Origin of the sequence: Streptomyces achromogenes (genome assembly GCF_030816715.1) — a bacterium.
Lineage (GTDB): Bacteria > Actinomycetota > Actinomycetes > Streptomycetales > Streptomycetaceae > Streptomyces > Streptomyces achromogenes_A.
Genome location: NZ_JAUSYH010000001.1, coordinates 5,105,702 through 5,124,567, shown reverse-complemented (window position 1 = coordinate 5,124,567; position 18,866 = coordinate 5,105,702). Strand labels below are relative to the sequence as shown.

The window sequence follows — 18,866 nt, the reverse complement described above, 5'->3', positions numbered from 1 at the left end:
GGCCCCTCAGTCCCATTCCAGGCCGCCGCGCCGCCACACGTACGCGTACGCCACGAAGACGGTGAGCACGAAGAGCAGCATCTCCACGAGCCCGAAGACACCCAGGGCGTCGAAGGTGACGGCCCAGGGGTAGAGGAAGACGATCTCGATGTCGAAGACGATGAAGAGCATCGCCGTCAGGTAGTACTTGATGGGGAAGCGCCCGCCGCCGGCCGGCGTGGGGGTCGGCTCGATACCGCACTCATAGGCCTCGAGCTTGGCGCGGTTGTACCGCTTCGGCCCGATCAGCGTGGCCATGACCACGGAGAAGATCGCAAAGCCTGCCCCGAGGGCTCCCAGTACGAGGATGGGCGCATACGCGTTCACCGCTCCTCGCTCCTCTCAGTCGGCACTGACTGCTGGCGATGACATCGGGCCGGCTCCGGCCCGCAGGCCCGCGAACCCCGCCCGTCCAGACGAAGATCGCGAACATGTGAAGCAGGTCACAAGCCCAACTGCCTCGCATCCTATGCCCGCCGCTCTGTGATCTGCGACACGGGGTATTACACAAGCTTTGTGATCTCCACCACCTGACGAACGATCATGAAGTCGTATCAGCGGTGATCTTCGTACGCGAAGCGTCAGAGTGATCACAAGAAGTGACATTTACGCTCGTCATCGCAGGCCGGAGAGGCGTCTCCATATCAAGAGGCTTCCCTTGCATGCAAATTGGAGATGGACGCGGGGTACTGGTAGAGGACCGCGTTCACACATCAGAGGGAGGGCGGGGCCGGATGTGGACGCGTGCACGCGTTCACGAGCGGAAGCGGTCGTGCCGCAGGCGCGAGACGCAGGCGCTCCGGTAACCGTTCCGTGACCTCCGCCACACCCGTGAGGGTCACTTAAGAGCGGGGCTTGGCCATCTGTCACGACCGGTGGTAGGCGCAGGGCAATTCGGGCGTAACCGCGAAACATCATGATCACAGGCTTGATCACGTGCGTCCGCAATGTCCGTTACGGCGTCAATAAAGAACCCGAGGCAGGGAATTTGGGGCGTCCGTTGAACAACTGTGGCGCACCACACGTTTCTTGAAGGTATGGAGGAGCCCCTGATACCGGTTGTACCCATGTCCCTCACCGCTCACATACGCAGCCACCGGAAACCCCGCCGCAGCGCGTCGACGATCGCGATGCGGGCCGGAGTCGCCAGTGGTGTTCTCGGCACGCTGGCCGTCGCCACAGCAGCCGGCTCGGCCAACGCCGCCGAGCCGGTGACGCAGACGCTCGAACTGCCCGTGCTCACCGGCGACCTGGCAGCCCAGGTCGCGCAGTCGGCTCAGGCCACGCAGCAGGCCGCGGCGAACTACCAGCTTCACGCCGAGCGCGACGCCGCCGCCGCGGCCGCCGCCAAGGAGGCCAAGAAGGACCTGGCCGACGCCAAGGCCGAGGCGAAGAAGAAGGCCGAGGCCGCCCGTAAGGCCGCCGCCGAGCGGGCCACGCGATCCGCCGAGCGGACCACGCTGACCTCGACGTCGAGCAGCGCCTACAGCAGCACGAGCTCCTCCACGGCGACGGGTTCGGCCGCGGCCGTCATCGCCTTCGTGAAGGCGCAGATCGGTGACGCCTACGTCTCCGGCGGCACCGGCCCCAACTCCTGGGACTGCTCGGGCCTGATGCAGACCGCCTTCAAGCAGGTCGGCATCGACCTGCCGCGCGTCTCGCAGGACCAGTCGACGGCCGGCACCCAGGTGTCCCTGGACAACCTGCAGCCCGGCGACATCCTCTACTGGGGCAGCGCGGGCAACGCGTACCACGTGGCGGTCTACGTCGGCGACGGCATGTTCGTCGGCGCGCAGAACCCGTCCACCGGCGTGGCCGAGAAGCCGCTGTCGTACGACCCGCCGAGCGGTGCGGTGAGGGTGCTCTGACCGCTCCCAGGCGCCTCTGAGGGCGCCTCACGCACGCAAGGGCCGCAGCCGCTCGGGGGCAGCGGCCCTTCGGGCTGTCCGGGCGCGCCCGGCCCCGACGGGGCGGGCGGCGGTTCGTCACCGTGCGCCACCGCGAGGGCGGACCTCGCCGGCCGCCCGGCGGGCGTCGGCCTGCGGCTGTTCGCTCACGACCGGCGGAAGGGCGAAGATGCCCGACATGTCGGGCACTTCATCAGGGGGCAGGCCTGCGGGAAGAGGTCTGCGCGCGTCGGCCGCCGCACGGCGGGCTCGCGCCGTCCCTGCGGGCCCGCCGTGCGCAGCGGTCGGGTCAGGCCTTCGGGGCCACCTTGCTCAGGCCGTTGATGATGCGGTCCATCGCGTCGCCGCCCGTGGGGTCCGTCAGGTTGGCGAGCATCTTCAGCGTGAACTTCATCAGCATCGGGTGGGTCAGGCCGCGCTGGGCCGCGATCTTCATGACCTTCGGGTTGCCGATGAGCTTCACGAAGGCGCGGCCGAGCGTGTAGTAGCCGCCGTAGGTGTCCGCGAGGATCTGCGGGTACCGCTGCAGGGCGAGTTCGCGCTGGCCGGGGGTGGCGCGGGCGTGGGCCTGCACGATGACGTCGGCGGCGAGCTGCCCCGACTCCATGGCGTAGGCGATGCCCTCGCCGTTGAACGGGTTCACCAGGCCCCCGGCGTCGCCGACCAGCAGCAGGCCCTTGGTGTAGTGGGGCTTGCGGTTGAAGGCCATGGGGAGGGCGGCGCCGCGGATCGGGCCGGTCATGTTTTCGGGGGTGTAGCCCCAGTCCTCCGGCATGGACGCGCACCAGGCCTTGAGGACCTCGCGCCAGTCCAGCTCCTTGAAGGAGTCGGAGGTGTTCAGCACGCCGAGGCCGACGTTCGACGTCCCGTCGCCCATGCCGAAGATCCAGCCGTAGCCGGGCAGCAGCCGGTCCTCGCCGGGGCCGCGCCGGTCCCACAGCTCCAGCCAGGACTCCAGGTAGTCGTCCTCGTGGCGCGGGGAGGTGAAGTAGGTGCGGACGGCGACGCCCATCGGGCGGTCCTCGCGGCGGTGCAGGCCCATCGCCAGGGAGAGACGGGTGGAGTTGCCGTCGGCGGCGACCACGAGCGGGGCGTGGAAGGTGACTTCGCGCTTCTCCTCCCCCAGCTTGGCGTGCACGCCGGTGATGCGGCCGGTGCGGTCGTCGACGATCGGGGCGCCGACGTTGCAGCGCTCGTGGAGACGGGCGCCCGCTTTCTGGGCCTGGCGGGCGAGCTGCTCGTCGAAGTCGTCACGCTTGCGGACGAGGCCGTAGTCGGGGAAGGAGGCCAGATCGGGCCAGTCCAGCTGGAGGCGGACGCCGCCGCCGATGATGCGCAGGCCCTTGTTGCGCAACCAGCCGGCCTCCTCGGAGATGTCGATGCCCATGGCCACCAGCTGCTTGGTGGCGCGCGGGGTGAGGCCGTCGCCGCAGACCTTCTCGCGCGGGAACTCGGTCTTCTCGAGGAGGAGTACGTCGAGTCCGGCCTTGGCGAGGTAGTAGGCGGTCGTGGAGCCGGCCGGTCCCGCGCCGACGACGATGACGTCGGCGGTGTTCGCGGTGAAGGGCTCGGAGTGGGGCTCGGTCACGGCGGTCACGGCGGGATCTCCCCAAGTTCGGAATCTGCGTGCCGACCGGCACTGGACACGGGCAGTCTATTCAGCAGAATTGATCACCCGGCTGAAGGGCTGCCCAGTGAACCGAGCTCTCCCCGTAGTACGGCTGCGCGTCCCCACGGACGAGGACGCGGTCGCCTGGCACCGGGTCTTCGACGATCCGGACGTCATGGAGTTCCACGGCGGGAGATCCGCGGAGCTCTCGGTCTACGAGGAGCTCACCGCCCGCCAGCGCCGGCACGACGCCGAGCGCGGGTTCTGCCTGTGGACGCTGTTGGACGCGGACGACCGGGTCATCGGGTTCACCGGGGCCCAGCCGTGGCCGCGGGAGTGGGGTCCCCGGGGAGAGATCGAGATCGGGTGGCGGCTCGGGCGGGAGCACTGGGGACGCGGATACGCGACGGCGGCGGCCCGGTCGTCGCTGGAGCGGGTGCGGGCGGCCGGGGTGCCGGAGGTGGTGGCCATGGTGGACTCGGGCAACAAGCGGTCCATCGCCGTGGCCGAGCGGCTGGGGATGCGCCTCACGGAGACGTACCCGAGGCCCGGGTCGACACGGGAGGCGCGCTGTTACCGCCTCGCCTGGTGACGACCTCGGTCACTCTACGTGACATTCGGCTACGGAAAGACACCTGACGCTTCCGGACGGCACCCCCGGGCGGTTACCCTTCCAGTACCGCTGGGGGTGACATCTGTGCCCATACCACCCAAAACACCTGGAGTGCGTGTGCCCAGGTTCGTCGGTCTGATGGCCGTGGACGCGCGCGAGGCGGCTGCGGCGCGGGGTGTGCTGCTGGCCGCTCCGGACCGGCCCGACTTCTACCGCACGGTCGTCGACTACGTCGTACGGCAGTACCCGCCGCCCGGTGCCGAGGTGCCTCGGGGCGCCGTCGTCACCGTGTGGTTCGAGTTCCGCGAAGGGGAGGGCGGCGGAGGCGCGGGCGTACGCGAACCGCGCGTGCCGCGGCCGGGCGGGGGCGGGCTGGAGCGCGAGCTGGACCGGCCGAAGGACCCCTTCGAGGCGATCACCGGGTGACGACGGTCCTCGGGTGCCGGCGATCACCGGCCACCGGCGGTCCTCGGGTGCCGGCGGTCCTCGGCCGCCGTGGCGGTGCCCGCCGCTGCGTCCCAGGCGTGTCTCAGGCCTCCTTGAAGCCCCGGTGCAGGGTCACCACGCCGCCTGTCAGGTTGCGCCAGGCGACCTTCGACCAGCCCGCCTTGCGCAGGTGCTCGGCGAGGGCGGCCTGGTCGGGCCAGGCGCGGATGGACTCGGCGAGGTAGACGTAGGCGTCCGGGTTCGAGGAGACCGCGCGGGCGACGGGGGGCAGGGCGCGCATCAGGTACTCGGTGTAGACGGTGCGGAAGGGCGCCCAGGTGGGGTGCGAGAACTCGCAGATCACGACGCGTCCGCCGGGCCGGGTCACCCGGTGCATCTCGCGCAGGGCCGCGTCGAAGTCCTGTACGTTGCGCAGGCCGAAGGAGATGGTGACGGCGTCGAACGAGTCGTCCCGGAAGGGCAGCTTCGTCGCGTCCCCGGCGGTGAACGGCAGCCAGGCGTGGTTCCTCTTGCCGACCTGGAGCATGCCGAGGGAGAAGTCGCAGGGGACGACGTACGCGCCGGTCCGCGCGAACGGGAGGGAGGAGGTGGCCGTGCCGGCGGCGAGGTCCAGGACCTTCTGCGCCGGGCGGGCGTCGACCGCCTTCGCGACCTCCTTGCGCCACCGCCGGTCCTGGCCGAGCGACAGGACGTCGTTGGTCAGGTCGTACCGTTCCGCCACGCGGTCGAACATCGAGGCGACTTCGTGGGGCTGCTTGTTCAGGGAAGCACGGGTCACCCGGCCATTGTGTCAGCCCCTCCCCCGCCGGCTCACGGCAGGAGCCTCGGCTTCCTGCGCGCCGCCACGTCCTCGACCCATCCGCACAGCAGCACGAAGACGCCGATCAGCAGCCAGCCCACGCCGAACATGAACCACTGGCTCTCCAGCGGCAGGTACGTCTCGAACGCGGGCACGTCCCAGAAACGGTCGATCAGCGGGACGGCGAGGATCAGGGCGATCTCGTGCCAGAGGTAGATCGTCACGGCGCGCGCGTTGAAGACGGTGACGATCCGGTTCGTCCGGCGGAAGCGGGTGAGCCGGGCGAAGTCGATGCGGAAGCACGCCTTCGCCCACAGCAGCAGCATGACGAAGCCGGCCGACCAGAAGGCCTGCGCGAGGGGGTTCTCGTCCAGGTCGTAGGTGCCGAAGTCCGCCTGGTGGGCGAAGGCGTACCAGCCGCCGAACCCGAGCGCCGCCAGGGACGCCATGACCACCGCGGCGGGATTCGCGAGCCGCAGGACGCCGTCACGATGCCCACCTCGTCGCCGAACGGCAGCAGGGAGGACGGGGTCAGCGAGGTGCCCCAGCCCATGAAGGCGGCCCCGAGCACGACCGCGTACACGAGACAGCCGACGCCCAGAAGGAGACCCATCCGGCGCAGCAGCCTCGACCTGCGGCCGGAGGTGTCGACGAACACGGGCCCCTCGGCGGAGGCGTCGTCACGTTTGCTGCTGCGACGGCCGCCACGACTGGCGGCACGGCTTTCGATGGCGGGCTCGGATTGCATTCACCGGATATTAGGGAGCCTTTATGTGGGGCAAACTCTGCGCTCCATATGAGAGACCCGTGAGAAACACCCGATCCTGTCACTTGCCTGAGAGATACCCGAAAGACGTGCGCAACTCCGATCCCCTACAGCAGGGTTGATTGCCCCTTTTTGGGCGGACGGATATCACGTTTTGCGCACTTGAGTCCCCGAACCGACTGTGTGCCCACTGTTCCCGCGCGATGCGTCGAGATATGAGACATTCCCCGTTCGGGAACGCACATGGTTTCCCGTCCGAGGCAGCAATCACGAGAGCGGGTGCTTACGCAATGAGGAGTCTCCTGGTGCCGACGGCCGGGGTCGCCTGCCTGATCGCCCTGACGCTGGCGGGATGCTCCGCGGAATCCGACGGCGCGTCGGACGCGGCGCCCGCGGCCACCGGCCCGGCCGGCGGGCGGTCCGCGAGCGGCTCGCCGACCACCAGTCCCGAGGAGTCCGGTGCCGGCACCCGCAGCGGCACCCGCGCCGGCCCCGGTTACGCGCCCTATGTGAGCGCGGACGAAGCCTCCGGCAACGATTCCGCCGGCTCCCCGACGACGTACAACCTCGCGTTCGTCATCGCCGACGGCCGTGACTGCACGCCGAAGTGGAACGGCGTCGACGCCATCGGGGACAAGGCGGTGAGGTCCCGCATCTCCGCGCTGACGAAGACGGGCGCCACGGTGCGCGTCTCCTTCGGCGGAGCGTCCGGCACGGAACTGGCGGCCGCCTGCGACAGCGCGCCGGCCCTCGCGAAGGCGTACGGGGACGCGCTCGACGCGGCCGGCTCCACACAGGCCGACTTCGACGTCGAGGGCGACGAGCTGACCGACTCCGACTCGGTCGCCCTGCGCTCCGCGGCGATCGCGGCACTGCAGAAGGAACGTCCGGACCTGGAGGTCACCTTCACGCTCCCGGTGATGCCCTCCGGGCTGGACGCGGACGGCCTGGCGCTGCTGGCGTCCGCGAACAGGCACGACGTCCAGGTCTCCACCGTCAACCTCATGACGATGAACTACGGCGAGTCGTACGCCGGTGACATGGGCGGATACGCGATCACCTCGGCGACGGCCGCGCAGGCGCAGCTGAAGAAGGCGTTCGGGACGGACGACTCCGCCGCGTGGAGGGGGATGGCGCTGACGTCGATGCTCGGCACGAACGACGTCGACAACGAGACGTTCACACTCGCCGACGCGGCCCAGGTGCGGGCGTTCGCCGAGGAGAAGGGCATCGCCTGGGTGTCGATGTGGTCGACGTTCCGGGATCAGGAGTGCGAGGCCGGCTCCGCCACGGACGACGCGTTGACCGACTGCAGTGGGGTCGAGCAGGAGGACGGGGCCTTCGCGGAGGCGTTCTCGGGGTAGGGCACGGGGACGTCAGGCCCGTGTGCCGGCTGCGGGTTCGCCGTGACAGGTCGCCCCGTTCTCCGCGTCCCTCCCCCGCCTCCCTGGCGGGCGGCTCTCACCGGCGCCGGTAGACGAGGCGGCCGTCCGCCACCGTGGCCACGCACGTGCCCGCGCCGCGCTCGGCGAGTTCGGCCTCGTCCCGTACGTCGAACACCGCGAAGCGGGCCGCGGAATGCCGCTCCCGCGGCCGCGCGAACTCCACCGGGATCCCGGCGGCGTACGGGTCCAGCGCGGGTGTCCCGCCGGGACGTCCGATCCGGCCCATGCCCGCCAGCGCGGAGCGGTGCAGGGCCTCCCGCACCGTGCGGTTGCGCAGGTCCTCGCAGGCCGCCCTGACCGTGCCGTGCGCCAGCATGCGCTGCACACAGCGCCGGACGCTCGCGTTCCAGCGGGCGTCGTCCATGGTGAGGGCCGCCAGCGCGTCCCCGGTCAACGGCTCGACGCCCAGTTCGTCGGCCTCGCGGGGGTCCGGGTGGTACGCCTCCTCCAGCAACTCGTTGCCGTGCAGGTTGATCAGCCCCGGAGTGAGGATGCCGGGCCAGGTCCGCACGCGCGCGCCCGGATGGGCGGCGACGAGTTCCGCCAGCGGCCCGGCGTCGGCGATCCACGCACCCTTGACGGCGAGTGCCCGGCCCCTGGAATCCGCGTGAATGGTCAGCATGCGGGGGCTAGTTGGACGCCAGCAGCTTCAGCTCGGGATGAGCCGTGCCGCCCTCGATCGCCGTGGACGAGATGTGGGACATGACCCGCTCGTCGACCGGGTCGTTCGCCGGGTCGTCGTGCACGACGAGGTGCTCGTACGTCGTGGCGCGCTGGGCCGGGACGCGGTCCGCCTTCCTGATCAGGTCGATGATCTCCAGGCGGTTGGAGCGGTGCTTGGCGCCGGCCGAGGAGACGACGTTCTCCTCCAGCATGATCGAGCCGAGGTCGTCGGCGCCGTAGTGCAGGGAGAGCTGGCCGACCTCCTTGCCGGTGGTCAGCCAGGAGCCCTGGATGTGCCGCACGTTGTCGAGGAACAGACGGGCGACCGCGATGATCCGCAGGTACTCGAAGAGGGTCGTCTGGGTGCGGCCCTTGAGGTGGTTGTTCTCGGGTTGGTACGTGTACGGGATGAAGGCGCGGAAGCCGCCCGTGCGGTCCTGCACGTCACGGATCATCCGCAGGTGCTCGATGCGCTCGGCGTTGGTCTCGCCGGTGCCCATCAGCATGGTGGACGTCGACTCGACGCCCAGTCCGTGCGCGGTCTCCATGATCTCCAGCCAGCGTTCGCCGGACTCCTTGAGCGGGGCGATCGCCTTGCGCGGCCGGGCGGGCAGCAGTTCGGCGCCGGCGCCCGCGAAGGAGTCGAGGCCGGCCGCGTGGATCCGGGTGATCGCCTCCTCCACGCCCACCTTCGAGATCCGCGCCATGTGCTCGACCTCGGACGCGCCCAGCGAGTGGATCACCAGCTGCGGGAACGCCTTCTTGATGGCTGCGAAGTGCCGCTCGTAGTACTCGACGCCGTAGTCGGGGTGGTGGCCGCCCTGGAACATGATCTGGGTGCCGCCGAGCTCGACGGTCTCCGCGCAGCGGCGCAGGATGTCGTCGAGGTCGCGGGTCCAGCCCTTGGCCGTGTCCTTGGGGGCCGCGTAGAAGGCGCAGAACTTGCACGCCGTGACGCACACGTTCGTGTAGTTGATGTTCCGCTCGATGATGTACGTGGCGATGTGCTCGGTCCCCGCGTACAGACGACGGCGTACGGCGTCGGCGGCCGCGCCCAGCGCGTGCAGCGGGGCGTCGCGATAGAGGTCGAGAGCCTCTTCGGGGGTGATCCGCCCACCGGCGGCGGCACGGTCGAGGACGGACTGAAGTTCGGCCTTCTCGGTCACCGGGAGCGTCCCTTTCGTCAAGGGTTGTGGACAGACCGATCCAGCCTACGCCAGCCCTCCCGACGCCCCGACCTCAGGCCGCGTACGCGCCGACCAGCAGCCCGGCGAGCGTCCCCACGAGCATGAACGGCCCGAAGGCGATCAGCATCCCGCGTCCCGCCCGCCCCACGACGAACAGCGCGCCGCCGTACAGCGCGCCGAACAGGAACGCGGCGAACGTGCCCAGCATGACGGTCGGCCAGCCGTACCAGCCGAGGACGGCGCCCATGCCGAGCGCGAGCTTCACGTCGCCGAAGGCCATGCCGCCGGGGTTGACCAGGTGCAGCACGAGGTAGCCGGCGCCGAGGGCGAGCGCGCCCAGCAGGGCCGTCGTCCAGTCCCCGGCGTGCTCGGGGAGCAGCGCGGCCAGACCCAGCAGGGCGAGGGCGGCGACCGCGAGCGGGAGGGTGAGCGGGTCGGGCAGCCGCCGCACCCGTACGTCGACGACGGCCAGCAGCACCCCGGCCGGAGCGAGCGCCAGCCACACGGCCGACTCGGGCCGCACACCGGTCGCCACGGCGAGCGCGGCGCACACGAGCGCGGTGAGGACGGGGAGCAGAAGGGCGCCGGGGGCGACGGTGTCGGCGCAACGGCGACAGCGCGCGCGTCCGAGCCAGCCCCGCATCGGATGCCCGGCCGGACAGGCCGCCCGCCAGCCGCCGGCCGACTCGGCCCGCTCGTCCCGCTCTTCCTGTGCTTCCGGCACTTCCGGCGCTTCCGCCGCTTCCGCCGCTTCCGCCGCTTCCGCCGCTTCCGGCCCGTCCTGCCCCGCCGTCTCGTCCTGCTCGTCCCGCTCCTCGGTCTGCTCGTCCCGCTCCTCCTGCGGTGGCACGGAGAAGCGGTAGGCGGCGCGCGGCAGCAGGGCGCCTGTCACGGCGCCCCACAGCGCGGCGACGGCGGCCAGCGTCAGGTCGCTGGGAGGTGTGGTCATCATCAGAGATCGTAGGGACAGCAGGGACACGGGGGAGGGCACGGGCACGGAATCCGTCGGCACGACATCGTCCGGCCGGCCTCCCCAGCACCGTTATTCGACCTTCGACATCCGTGCGACCGGGTTGCCCTCCGCCGCGCTCTCGGAGGTGTAGGTCAGGTCGTCGCCGGTCGGGGTGAGCCGGATCGGGTGCGGCTTCGGATTGCAGCCGCCGTGGTTGTCCGCTGCGCCCACGGACGTGGCGACGACCTCCTTCGCGGTCACCTTCTTCAGCGTCAGGACGTCGACGCAGACACCGCCGAGCACGTCCGTCTGCCGCAACTCCCCCAGTTTCCCGCCGACGACCGCCTGGTGGACCGTCACCCGGAACGTGCCCATCGGGAGGGCCCCGTCGAGGCCGCTGCCCTGCCCCTCCCAGGTTCCGACGTACCGGGCGGGAAGCGCGGCAGCCGTCGAACCGCCGGTGGCTCCGGGACTCGCCGAGGGCGACCGCCCCTCGGTGGCGCCGGGGCTCGCCGAAGCCGTCGGGACCGTGGAACTCGCGTCGCTGCCGGCCTCGGTGTCCTGGCCGCCGTCGCCCGGCAGCAGCCGGAACAGCAGCACCGAGCCGACCGTCACCGTCGCCATCGCGCCGGCGACCGCCAGCGCGACGGTGCAGCTCAGCCGCCGCCCGCGACCGCCCTCGCCCGGCGTCGCGCTGCCCGCCACGGTGACCGAGAGCCGGCCGCGGCTGTCGGAGCCTCCAGCGTGTTCGGAGCTTCCTGAGTGCTCGGTTTCGGCGGCTGCGGGTCCGGCGTCCCGGGGCGTCGGCACGGGCAGGACCACGGGCACGGCGGCGGAGCGGTCGGCCCGGTCCGCCGGAGTCGCGGGAGTCGCGTCCATCACCGGTGGCGGCCCGAACACCCCCAGCGAGGCCGGCGGGCTGCCCGCCGGGGCCCTGCCCGACGGCGCTCCCGCGACCTCCCCCGACGTCATCGCCGCGCTCCCGAAGCCGACCGGACCGGACGCTGCGGGCTCCGCGCCGGCGTGCGTCCCCTCCAGGTTCAGCAACTGGACGGCGCTGCGCCCCAGTTGTTCCACCAGCGCTCCGGGCAGCCAGCCACCCGCCACCAGCCGGGCCGCGCCCTCGGGCGCGAGGCGCCGGGCCACCTCCGCGGGGGACGGCCGCGCGGCCGGCTCCTTGGCGAGGCACGCCTCGGCGACCGCCCGCAGTTCACCGCGCAGCCCGCCCTCCGGCGAGCCGAGCTCCGGTTCCTCGTGGACCACCTTGTAGAGGAGCGCGGCCGACGAGTCACCGGGGAACGGGGACCGCCCGGTCGCCGCGTACACCAGCACCGCGCCGAGCGAGAAGACGTCGGCCGCGCCGGACGCGCCCCTGCCGAGGATCTGTTCCGGGGCCATGTAGCCGGGCGAGCCGACCGAGACGCCTGTCGAGGTGAGCGAGGCGGTGCCGTCGGTCGCGCGGGCGATGCCGAAGTCGATCAGCAGCGGGCCGTCGACGGTCAGCAGCACGTTGGACGGCTTGACGTCCCGGTGCACCAGGCCCAGTTCGTGCACCGTGCCGAGGGCCTCCGCCAGGCCGGCGCCCAGCACGCGCACCGAGTGCTCGGGCAGCGCCCCGCCGGACGCGACCGCCGCGGCCAGGGACGGCCCGGCCGCGTAACCGGTGGCCACCCAGGGCACCGTCGCCTCCGGGTCGGCGTCCAGGACCGGCGCGGTCCACGCCCCGCCGACCCGCCTCGCGGCCTCGACCTCGCGCCGGAAGCGGGCGCGGAACTCCTCGTCGAGCGCGAGGTGCGGATGCACGATCTTCACGGCCACCGTGCGGCCTCCGGCGCTGCGGCCGAGGTAGACCCGGCCCATGCCGCCGGAGCCCAGCCGGCCGAGCAGCCGGTAGGGCCCCACGGTCGTGGGTTCACCGTCTCCGAGCGGCTGCATCGGCGCCACCCCCTCCCCCGTCAGGACTCCGTAGGAGACTACGCAGATCGGGGCCGGAGCAGTTCCACCCTGACGTCCGCCGGGAAGCCCGTGGTCGGGCCGACCCGGCGGGCGAACTCCGCCACGGCCTCCAGCTGGGGCGCGCCGAAGCGGAAGTCGAGGGTGGTGAAGTACCGCTCGAGGACGTCTTCGTCGAACTCCTCCCAGCGGGCCGCCTGCTCGGCGACCTTGCCGACCTCCTCCAGGGAGAGGTTGCGGGAGTCGAGGAAGGCCTGGTGGACCTCGCGGGTCAGGACGGGCTCGCGCTCCAGGTAGTCGCGCCGGGCCGCCCACACCGCGAAGACGAACGGCAGCCCGGTCCACTCCTTCCACAGCCGACCGAGGTCGTGCACCTCCAGGCCGAACCGCGGCCCGTCCAGCAGATTGGCCCGCAGCGCCGCGTCGCCGATGAGGACGGCGGCCTCGGCCTCCTGCATCATCAGGCTCAGGTCGGGCGGGCAGGTGTAGTAGTCCGGCCGGACGCCGAAGCGGTCGGCCAGGAGCAGCTGCGCGAGGCGCACCGAGGTCCGGGAGGTCGAGCCGAGGGCGACCCGGGCGCCGTCGAGCTGGTCCAGCGGGACCTGCGAGACGATCACACAGGACATCACCGGACCGTCGCAGCCCACGGCGATGTCGGGGAAGGCGACCAGGTCGTCGGCGTTCTTGAGGAACTCGACGAGGGTCACGGGCCCGATGTCGAGATCGCCCCGCACGAGCCGCTCGCTGAGCTTCTCCGGGGTGTCCTTGGTCAGGTCGAAGTCGAGGAGCGTGCCGGTTCTCGCGAGCCCCCAGTAGAGGGGCAGGCAGTTGAGGAACTGGATGTGGCCGACGCGCGGCCGGGTGCGAGAATTGTCCACATCGCGAGGCTAGACCCCGTCGGGTACGCTGCGGACTCCGCCCCCCGAGTCAACCCCTTTCATGGATCTTCAAACGTCCGAGTGACGTGATCTTGACCTCTATTGCTTTCGGCTGCCCACATGCTAGGCTCGCCGCAAGTTGCAGTTTGGTTTCCCTTGCAGTACAGAGCCTGCGGAGCATGTAACCGCGGGCTCTCGTCGTATTCAGACGTATGCAGTTGTGCGGCACTTGCTTTCACGCTTGCAGGGTTCTGGAGCAGGGCAACCCTTTGGGCCCAAGGAGGGCTTATGGCTACCGGAACCGTGAAGTGGTTCAACGCCGAAAAGGGCTTTGGCTTCATCGCCCAGGAAGGCGGCGGCCCCGACGTCTTCGTCCACTACTCCGCGATCAACGCGCAGGGCTTCCGCTCGCTCGAGGAGAACCAAGCGGTCTCCTTCGACGTGACGCAGGGCCCGAAGGGTCCCCAGGCGGAGAACGTCACCCCCGTCTGATCTTCACACCCTGAGATCGCAAGTCTGAGAGCAGTACCCAAGGAGCCCTGTGCCGCTCGGCACGGGGCTCCTGCCTTTCCCGTCGGCCTCGGGCATTCGGTCCTCGGGCTTTCGGTCCATCCACCCTCGGCCCAGCGGTCCTTGGTCCATCGGCCTTCGGTCTTCGGTCTTCGGTCTTCGGTCTTCGGTCTTCGGTGAAGTGGCGTATATCCGCTGCGGTGTCGGTCGGGACTCCTAGGCTCGCCACCCATGACCGACATGGACACCGCCGCCGGCAGCCCGAAGCCCACTCCCGCTTCCGCTCCCGCCTTCGTCACGACCACCCGTGCCTTCTACGACGCCGTCGCGGAGGACTACGCCGAGCGGTTCCGTGACGACCTCGCCGCGCGGCCGCTCGATCGGGCCGTGCTCACCGCCTACGCCGAGCTCGTCGGGGCCGGCGGCCGGGTGGCCGACCTGGGCTGCGGTCCCGGCCGGACCACCGCACGGCTCGCCTCGCTCGGGCTCGACGTGTCCGGGCTCGACCTGTCGGAGTCGATGCTGGCGATCGCCCGGCGTGAGAACCCGGGGATCCGTTTCGAGCAGGGCTCGATGCTGGAGCTGGACTTCCCCGACGGGGCCCTGGACGGAGTGGTCTCCTACTACTCGTCCATCCACACCCCGCTGGACGAACTGCCCGCGCTCTTCGCCGGATTCCACCGCGTGCTGGCCCCTGGCGGCCACCTCCTGCTGGCCTTCCAGGTCGGCGACGAGCCCCGGCACTACGACCGTCCCTGGGGCCACCCGGTCTCCATCGACTTCGAGCGCCGCCGCCCGGAGGCGATGGCCGGGCTGCTCACCACGGCCGGCTTCGCCGTGCTGTCGCGCACGGTGCGGGAGCCGGACGCGGACCTCGGCGAGCCGGCCCCCCAGGCGTTCCTGATCGCCCGCAGGCCCCCGGCCCCCGAGGCCGAGCCCCTGGACCCGGCCTAGATTCCTAGAGCGCCCCCGCGAGGTCGAGGGCCGCGACGTACCCGAAGGTCATCGCGGGCCCGATCGTCGAACCGGCGCCCGCATAGCTGTGCCCCATGACCGCCGCGCTGGCGTTGCCGGCGGCGTACAACCCCGGGATGACCGAGCCGTCGGGGCGCAGCACCCGCGCGCGGGCGTCGGTGCGCAGCCCGCCCTTGGTGCCGAGATCGCCGGGGACGATCCGAAAGGCGTGGTAGGGAGGCAGCCACAGGGGGGCGAGACAGGAGTTCGGGAGGACCCCCGGGTCCGTGTAGTAGTGGTCGTACGCGCTGTCGCCGCGCCCGAAGTCGGTGTCGTCGCCCTGCCGCGCGAGCGTGTTGAAGCGATCGACGGTGGCGCGCAGGGCGGGCCCCGGAACGCCGATGGCGGCGGCGAGGGCGTCCAGGGACCAGGCCCTGTGCGCGGCCCCCGAGCTGTACCAGTCGGCCGGGAAGGGGAAGGTGGGGGCCACGTCCTTGAAGAGGTAGCGGTTGCGGTAGTTCTGGTCGGTGATCAGCCAGGCCGGGATCGCGGGGTCGGTCGGGTTCTGGTCGTACATGGTGTGGACGACGTCGCCGTAGGGGGCGGCCTCGTTGACGAAGCGGCGGCCGGCCGCGTTGACCAGGAGTCCGCCCGGGAGGGTGCGTTCGGCGAGGCAGAACCAGGGCTGGCCGGGGAGCGGGATCGCCGGGCCCCACCAGGCGTCGTCCATCAGGGCGAGGTCGGCGCCGAGCCGCTGTCCCGCCCTGATGCCGTCCCCGGTGTTCTCCTTCGCGCCGACGCTCCACTCGGTGCCGATCGGGCGGCGCTGGTACTGGGCCCGCATGGCCGCGTCGTGCTCGAAGCCGCCGGAGCCGACGACGACCCCGCGCCGGGCGCGCACCAGGCCCGGCGCACCGTCGCGGGTGACCACCGCCCCGACGACGGCGCCGCCTTCGACGTGCAGGTCGGTGAGGGGGCTGGAGAGCCAGACCGGCACTCCGGCGGCGCGCAGCCCGAGCCGCAGGCCGCCCGCCAGGGACTGGCCCATGGTGAGCGGCTTCTGCCCGAGGAGCGCGGCCTTCGTGCCCCGGGCCAGGCACTCGGCGGCGACGGCGGCGCCCCGCGCGCTGACCGCGGTCAGGTTGAGCCACTTGTAGTCGGCGCTGAAGACCACCATCCCGGCCGGGACCTGGAGGTACGACGGGTTGAGGCGGGCCAGGTCGGCGCCGAGGAGGTTGCCGTCGAGCTGGTCGGGCTCGACGGAGCGGCCGCTCGGGAGACCGCCGGGCAGCTCGGGGTAGTAGTCGCTGTAGCCCTCCATCCACCGGAAGCGCAGCGGGCTGTGGGCCATGACAGAGGCGATCATCGCCGGACCGTGTGCGAGGAAGGCGCGCTGCCGGTCGGCGGGGACCTCCGGGCCGACGACCGCGGCGAGGTAGGCGGCGGCTTTCGCGGGGGTGTCGGGGACGCCTGCGGCGAGGATCACCGGGTTGTTCGGGATCCAGATACCGGCGCCGGACCGGGCGGCCGAGCCCCCGTAGGTGGCCGCCTTCTCGACGACCACACAGCTCAGTCCCTGCCGGGCCGCGGTCAGCGCGGCGGTCATCCCGGCCGCGCCGGAGCCGACCACGACGACGTCGTACGTGCCGAGGAGCGGCAGGTCGGCGGCGCGGGCGCCCTGTTGCATCCCCGTGGCAACAGCGAGCCCGGCACCGGCGGCGCCGGCCAGCAGGTGTCTTCGGGACGGGGATCCGGTCATGTCCACTCCAGCCCAGACGGAACGCGCGAGGACCGGGAATGTCGCGCGGGGGTCTTGGGAAGTCAAGGGCCACTACGTCCGGTTCGTGAACTCCGTTCCTTCCGGGGCGGGTTCGGCCGGCACCGTCTTCCCCGACTCCAGGACCCCGCCCCCCCTCCTGCCTCGCCCCCACGACGTGGGCGCACTTCCTCGCTCACGGCGTGGGGCGATCCCTACCGGGTACGGGTCAGGCCTGGCCGCAGGACCACGGGCCGATACGACGCAGAAAAGCAGACGTTCACCTCTCGTACAGACCTTCGACCTCCGCCGCGAAGTCCCGGAGGACCGCCTCGCGGCGGAGTTTCATCGACGGGGTGAGGTGGCCGGCCTGTTCGGTGAAGTCGGTCGGCAGGATGACGAAGCGGCGGATCGACTCGGGGCGGGAGACCAGTTTGTTGGCCTCGTCGACCGCCCGCTGGAGCACGGCGTTCAGTTCCGCGTCGCCGATGAGCAGTTCCGCCGGCACCGGGTGCTTGCCGTTCATGTGCCGCCAGTGGGTGAGACCGTCGGGGTCGAGGGTGAGCAGGGCGGAGACGTAGGGGCGGCCGTCGCCGAGGACCATGGCCTGGGAGATCAGGGGGTGCGAGCGCAGCCAGTTCTCCAGCGGCGCGGGAGCGACGCTCTTGCCGCCCGCCGTGATGATCATCTCCTTCTTGCGGCCGGTGATCGTCAGATAGCCCTCGTCGTCGAGTTCGCCGAGGTCACCGGTGGCGAGCCAGCCGTCGGGGGCGGCGGGGACCACTCCACCGGCCGCCGGGTCCCAGTAGCCGCGCAGCACGTGGTCGCCGGCGATGAGGATCTCGCCGTCCGCGGCGATGCGGATCTTCGTGCCGGGCAGCGGCCAGCCCACGGTGCCCAGACGGGGTTTCATCGGCGGGGTCACCGTGGACGCGCCCGTGGTCTCGGTGAGGCCGTAGCCCTCGTAGATCTCGATGCCCGCGCCGAGGTAGAAGGCGGACAGGCGCCGGCCGAGGGGGGAGCCACCGCAGATGGCGTGGCGGACCCGGCCGCCCATGGCGCCTCGGATGCGGCGGTAGACGAGCGGGTCGTAGAGGGCGCGGGCGGCGCGCACGGTGGCCCCCGGGCCGGATCCGGCGCCGGTCTTCTGCGCCTCGACGGCCTCGCCGTAGCGGCGGGCCACGCCCACGGCGCGGTCGAAGGAGGACAGCTTGCCGCCCGCTTCGGCCTTCGCGCGGGCGGTGTTGAAGATCTTCTCCAGCATGTACGGGATGGCCAGCAGGCAGGTGGGTCTGAAGGCCGCCAGGTCCGGCAGGAGTTGGTCCGCCTTCAGGCTCGGGGCGTGGCCCAGGCGGACGCGGGCGCGGATGCAGGCGATGGCGACCATCCGGCCGAAGACGTGCGACATGGGGAGGAAGAGGAGAACGGAGAGCTCGTCGTCGTTCTTGGCCTTGAAGACCGGGTAGAGGAGTTCGATCGCGTTGTCGACCTCGGCGAAGAAGTTGCCGTGGGTGAGCGCGCAGCCCTTGGGCCGGCCGGTGGTGCCGGAGGTGTAGATGAGGGTGGCGAGGGTGTCGGGGACGAGCATGCCGCGGCGGATCTCGACCTCGGCGTCCGGCACCCGCTCGCCCGCCTCGATCAGCCGGTCCACATGTCCCTTCTCCATGACCCACAGGTGCTGGAGGTCGGGCAGCCGGTCGCGCTCGGGGCCGAGGGCCGCCGCCTGGCCCGCGGTCTCGGTGACGAGGGCGACCGCGCCGGAGTCCTGGAGGATCCAGCGGGTCTGGAAGACGGAGGAGGTCGGGTAGACGGGCACGGTGACCAGGCCGGCCGCCCAGGCCGCGAAGTCGAGCAGGGTCCACTCGTAGGTCGTACGGGCCATGATGGCGAGCCGGTCGCCGGGCGCCAGCCCCTCCGCTATCAGCCCGCGGGCCACGGCGTGGACCTGGGCGGCGAAGCGTTCCGCCGTGATGTCGGTCCAGTGCCCGTCCGCTCCACGGCGGCTGAGGACCACCGACTCGGGGACGGCCGTCGCGTTGTCGTAGGGCAGGTCGGCGAGCGAGCCGTACGTCACCGGGCGGGCGAGGGCCGGCAGGGACGCCTCCCGTACGGCGCCGTCCAGTCGTCGCGTCTCGGGTTCCACAAGTGCGGGAGGAGCGTCGGGGTCGGCGTAGGCCGAGCCGGCGGCTGAGTACGGGGTGGACACGGGCGGCTCCCTGGGCGTGCAGCGAAGAAACTGCTTGCTGCATGACGTACGTGCTTCGCGCACCGTCGCGTTCAACCGGGATGCTCCCTAAGAAAGGGGTTACCGCCAGTTAGGTAGGGGATCGTACGGCGCTCACATGTGGGGCTTGTGCGTGTTCCGGGATGTTCCGGGGTCGGGTCTGT

General features: G+C 71.4%; 16 protein-coding genes and 1 pseudogene. 6 read left to right on the top strand and 11 right to left on the bottom strand.

The window, feature by feature from the left end:
- Positions 1-6: 6 nt before the first annotated feature.
- Entirely contained in the window at positions 7-366 is a 360-nt protein-coding gene (locus QF032_RS23085; protein ID WP_007383963.1) for an NADH-quinone oxidoreductase subunit A, read from the bottom strand.
- A 740-nt stretch (positions 367-1,106) separates the two neighbouring features.
- Here QF032_RS23085 and QF032_RS23080 point away from each other — a divergent pair.
- Complete coding sequence (locus tag QF032_RS23080) at positions 1,107-1,907, top strand: C40 family peptidase (protein WP_306949837.1); 801 nt, start codon at positions 1,107-1,109, stop codon at positions 1,905-1,907.
- 328 nt (positions 1,908-2,235) lie between these two features.
- On the opposite strand, the gene QF032_RS23075 is transcribed toward QF032_RS23080, so the two are convergent.
- Positions 2,236-3,543 (bottom strand): geranylgeranyl reductase family protein, encoded by a 1,308-nt coding sequence (locus QF032_RS23075; RefSeq protein ID WP_306949838.1) that lies wholly within the window; start codon positions 3,541-3,543, stop codon positions 2,236-2,238.
- 97 nt (positions 3,544-3,640) lie between these two features.
- Here QF032_RS23075 and QF032_RS23070 point away from each other — a divergent pair, with 97 nt between their 5' ends.
- Complete coding sequence (locus QF032_RS23070; RefSeq protein ID WP_307045229.1) at positions 3,641-4,147, top strand: GNAT family N-acetyltransferase; 507 nt, start codon at positions 3,641-3,643, stop codon at positions 4,145-4,147.
- A gap of 132 nt (positions 4,148-4,279) precedes the next feature.
- The gene (locus QF032_RS23065; RefSeq protein WP_306949840.1) at positions 4,280-4,594 is read left to right on the top strand and encodes a PASTA domain-containing protein; all 315 of its coding nucleotides are present in this window, start codon (positions 4,280-4,282) and stop codon (positions 4,592-4,594) included.
- Positions 4,595-4,697: 103 nt separating this feature from the next.
- Here the strand turns inward: QF032_RS23065 and QF032_RS23060 are convergent, their stop codons facing one another.
- A complete protein-coding gene (locus QF032_RS23060) occupies positions 4,698-5,393 on the bottom strand; it encodes a demethylmenaquinone methyltransferase (protein ID WP_307045228.1) in 696 nt (231 codons plus the stop codon).
- Positions 5,394-5,425: 32 nt separating this feature from the next.
- Positions 5,426-5,908: pseudogene (locus QF032_RS40660) on the bottom strand (acyltransferase family protein); the annotation flags it as partial.
- 562 nt (positions 5,909-6,470) lie between these two features.
- Here QF032_RS40660 and QF032_RS23045 point away from each other — a divergent pair.
- Entirely contained in the window at positions 6,471-7,544 is a 1,074-nt protein-coding gene (locus QF032_RS23045; RefSeq protein ID WP_307057302.1) for a chitinase, read from the top strand.
- A gap of 97 nt (positions 7,545-7,641) precedes the next feature.
- Here the strand turns inward: QF032_RS23045 and QF032_RS23040 are convergent, their stop codons facing one another.
- The 5 genes from QF032_RS23040 to QF032_RS23020 all read right to left on the bottom strand — a co-directional run bounded on the left by QF032_RS23040 (position 7,642) and on the right by QF032_RS23020 (position 13,258).
- Entirely contained in the window at positions 7,642-8,247 is a 606-nt protein-coding gene (locus QF032_RS23040) for a hypothetical protein (RefSeq protein ID WP_306949844.1), read from the bottom strand.
- Positions 8,248-8,254: 7 nt separating this feature from the next.
- Positions 8,255-9,454, bottom strand: coding sequence for a cyclic dehypoxanthinyl futalosine synthase (gene mqnC, locus QF032_RS23035; RefSeq protein WP_306949845.1), 1,200 nt, complete (start codon positions 9,452-9,454; stop codon positions 8,255-8,257).
- Between the two features lie 73 nt (positions 9,455-9,527).
- Complete coding sequence (locus tag QF032_RS23030) at positions 9,528-10,424, bottom strand: prepilin peptidase (RefSeq protein ID WP_307057300.1); 897 nt, start codon at positions 10,422-10,424, stop codon at positions 9,528-9,530.
- A 93-nt stretch (positions 10,425-10,517) separates the two neighbouring features.
- On the bottom strand, positions 10,518-12,362 hold the full coding sequence (locus QF032_RS23025) for a serine/threonine-protein kinase (protein ID WP_307057298.1): 1,845 nt from the start codon (positions 12,360-12,362) through the stop codon (positions 10,518-10,520).
- Between the two features lie 38 nt (positions 12,363-12,400).
- Positions 12,401-13,258 carry a menaquinone biosynthetic enzyme MqnA/MqnD family protein gene (locus QF032_RS23020; RefSeq protein ID WP_307045223.1) on the bottom strand — a complete coding sequence of 286 codons (858 nt, stop codon included), beginning with the start codon at positions 13,256-13,258 and terminating at the stop codon, positions 12,401-12,403.
- Positions 13,259-13,546: 288 nt separating this feature from the next.
- Here QF032_RS23020 and QF032_RS23015 point away from each other — a divergent pair, with 288 nt between their 5' ends.
- Together QF032_RS23015 and QF032_RS23010 are read left to right on the top strand one after the other, a co-directional pair.
- Entirely contained in the window at positions 13,547-13,750 is a 204-nt protein-coding gene (locus QF032_RS23015) for a cold-shock protein (protein ID WP_073499902.1), read from the top strand.
- A gap of 249 nt (positions 13,751-13,999) precedes the next feature.
- A complete protein-coding gene (locus QF032_RS23010; RefSeq protein WP_373430373.1) occupies positions 14,000-14,722 on the top strand; it encodes a class I SAM-dependent DNA methyltransferase in 723 nt (240 codons plus the stop codon).
- A gap of 4 nt (positions 14,723-14,726) precedes the next feature.
- Here the strand turns inward: QF032_RS23010 and kstD are convergent, their stop codons facing one another.
- Together kstD and QF032_RS23000 are read right to left on the bottom strand one after the other, a co-directional pair.
- Entirely contained in the window at positions 14,727-16,481 is a 1,755-nt protein-coding gene (kstD, locus tag QF032_RS23005; RefSeq protein WP_307057296.1) for a 3-oxosteroid 1-dehydrogenase, read from the bottom strand.
- Between the two features lie 277 nt (positions 16,482-16,758).
- Positions 16,759-18,684, bottom strand: coding sequence for an AMP-dependent synthetase/ligase (locus tag QF032_RS23000; RefSeq protein WP_307045221.1), 1,926 nt, complete (start codon positions 18,682-18,684; stop codon positions 16,759-16,761).
- Positions 18,685-18,866: the final 182 nt, after the last annotated feature.

Coding starts and splice junctions, on each gene's coding strand:
- QF032_RS23080 (WP_306949837.1), top strand. CDS start 1,107: ATGTCCCTCACCGCTCACATACGCAGCCACCGGAAACCCCGCCGCAGC.
- QF032_RS23045 (WP_307057302.1), top strand. CDS start 6,471: ATGAGGAGTCTCCTGGTGCCGACGGCCGGGGTCGCCTGCCTGATCGCC.
- QF032_RS23040 (WP_306949844.1), bottom strand. CDS start 8,247: ATGCTGACCATTCACGCGGATTCCAGGGGCCGGGCACTCGCCGTCAAG.
- QF032_RS23030 (WP_307057300.1), bottom strand. CDS start 10,424: ATGACCACACCTCCCAGCGACCTGACGCTGGCCGCCGTCGCCGCGCTG.
- QF032_RS23025 (WP_307057298.1), bottom strand. CDS start 12,362: ATGCAGCCGCTCGGAGACGGTGAACCCACGACCGTGGGGCCCTACCGG.
- QF032_RS23015 (WP_073499902.1), top strand. CDS start 13,547: ATGGCTACCGGAACCGTGAAGTGGTTCAACGCCGAAAAGGGCTTTGGC.
- QF032_RS23010 (WP_373430373.1), top strand. CDS start 14,000: ATGACCGACATGGACACCGCCGCCGGCAGCCCGAAGCCCACTCCCGCT.
- kstD (WP_307057296.1), bottom strand. CDS start 16,481: ATGACCGGATCCCCGTCCCGAAGACACCTGCTGGCCGGCGCCGCCGGT.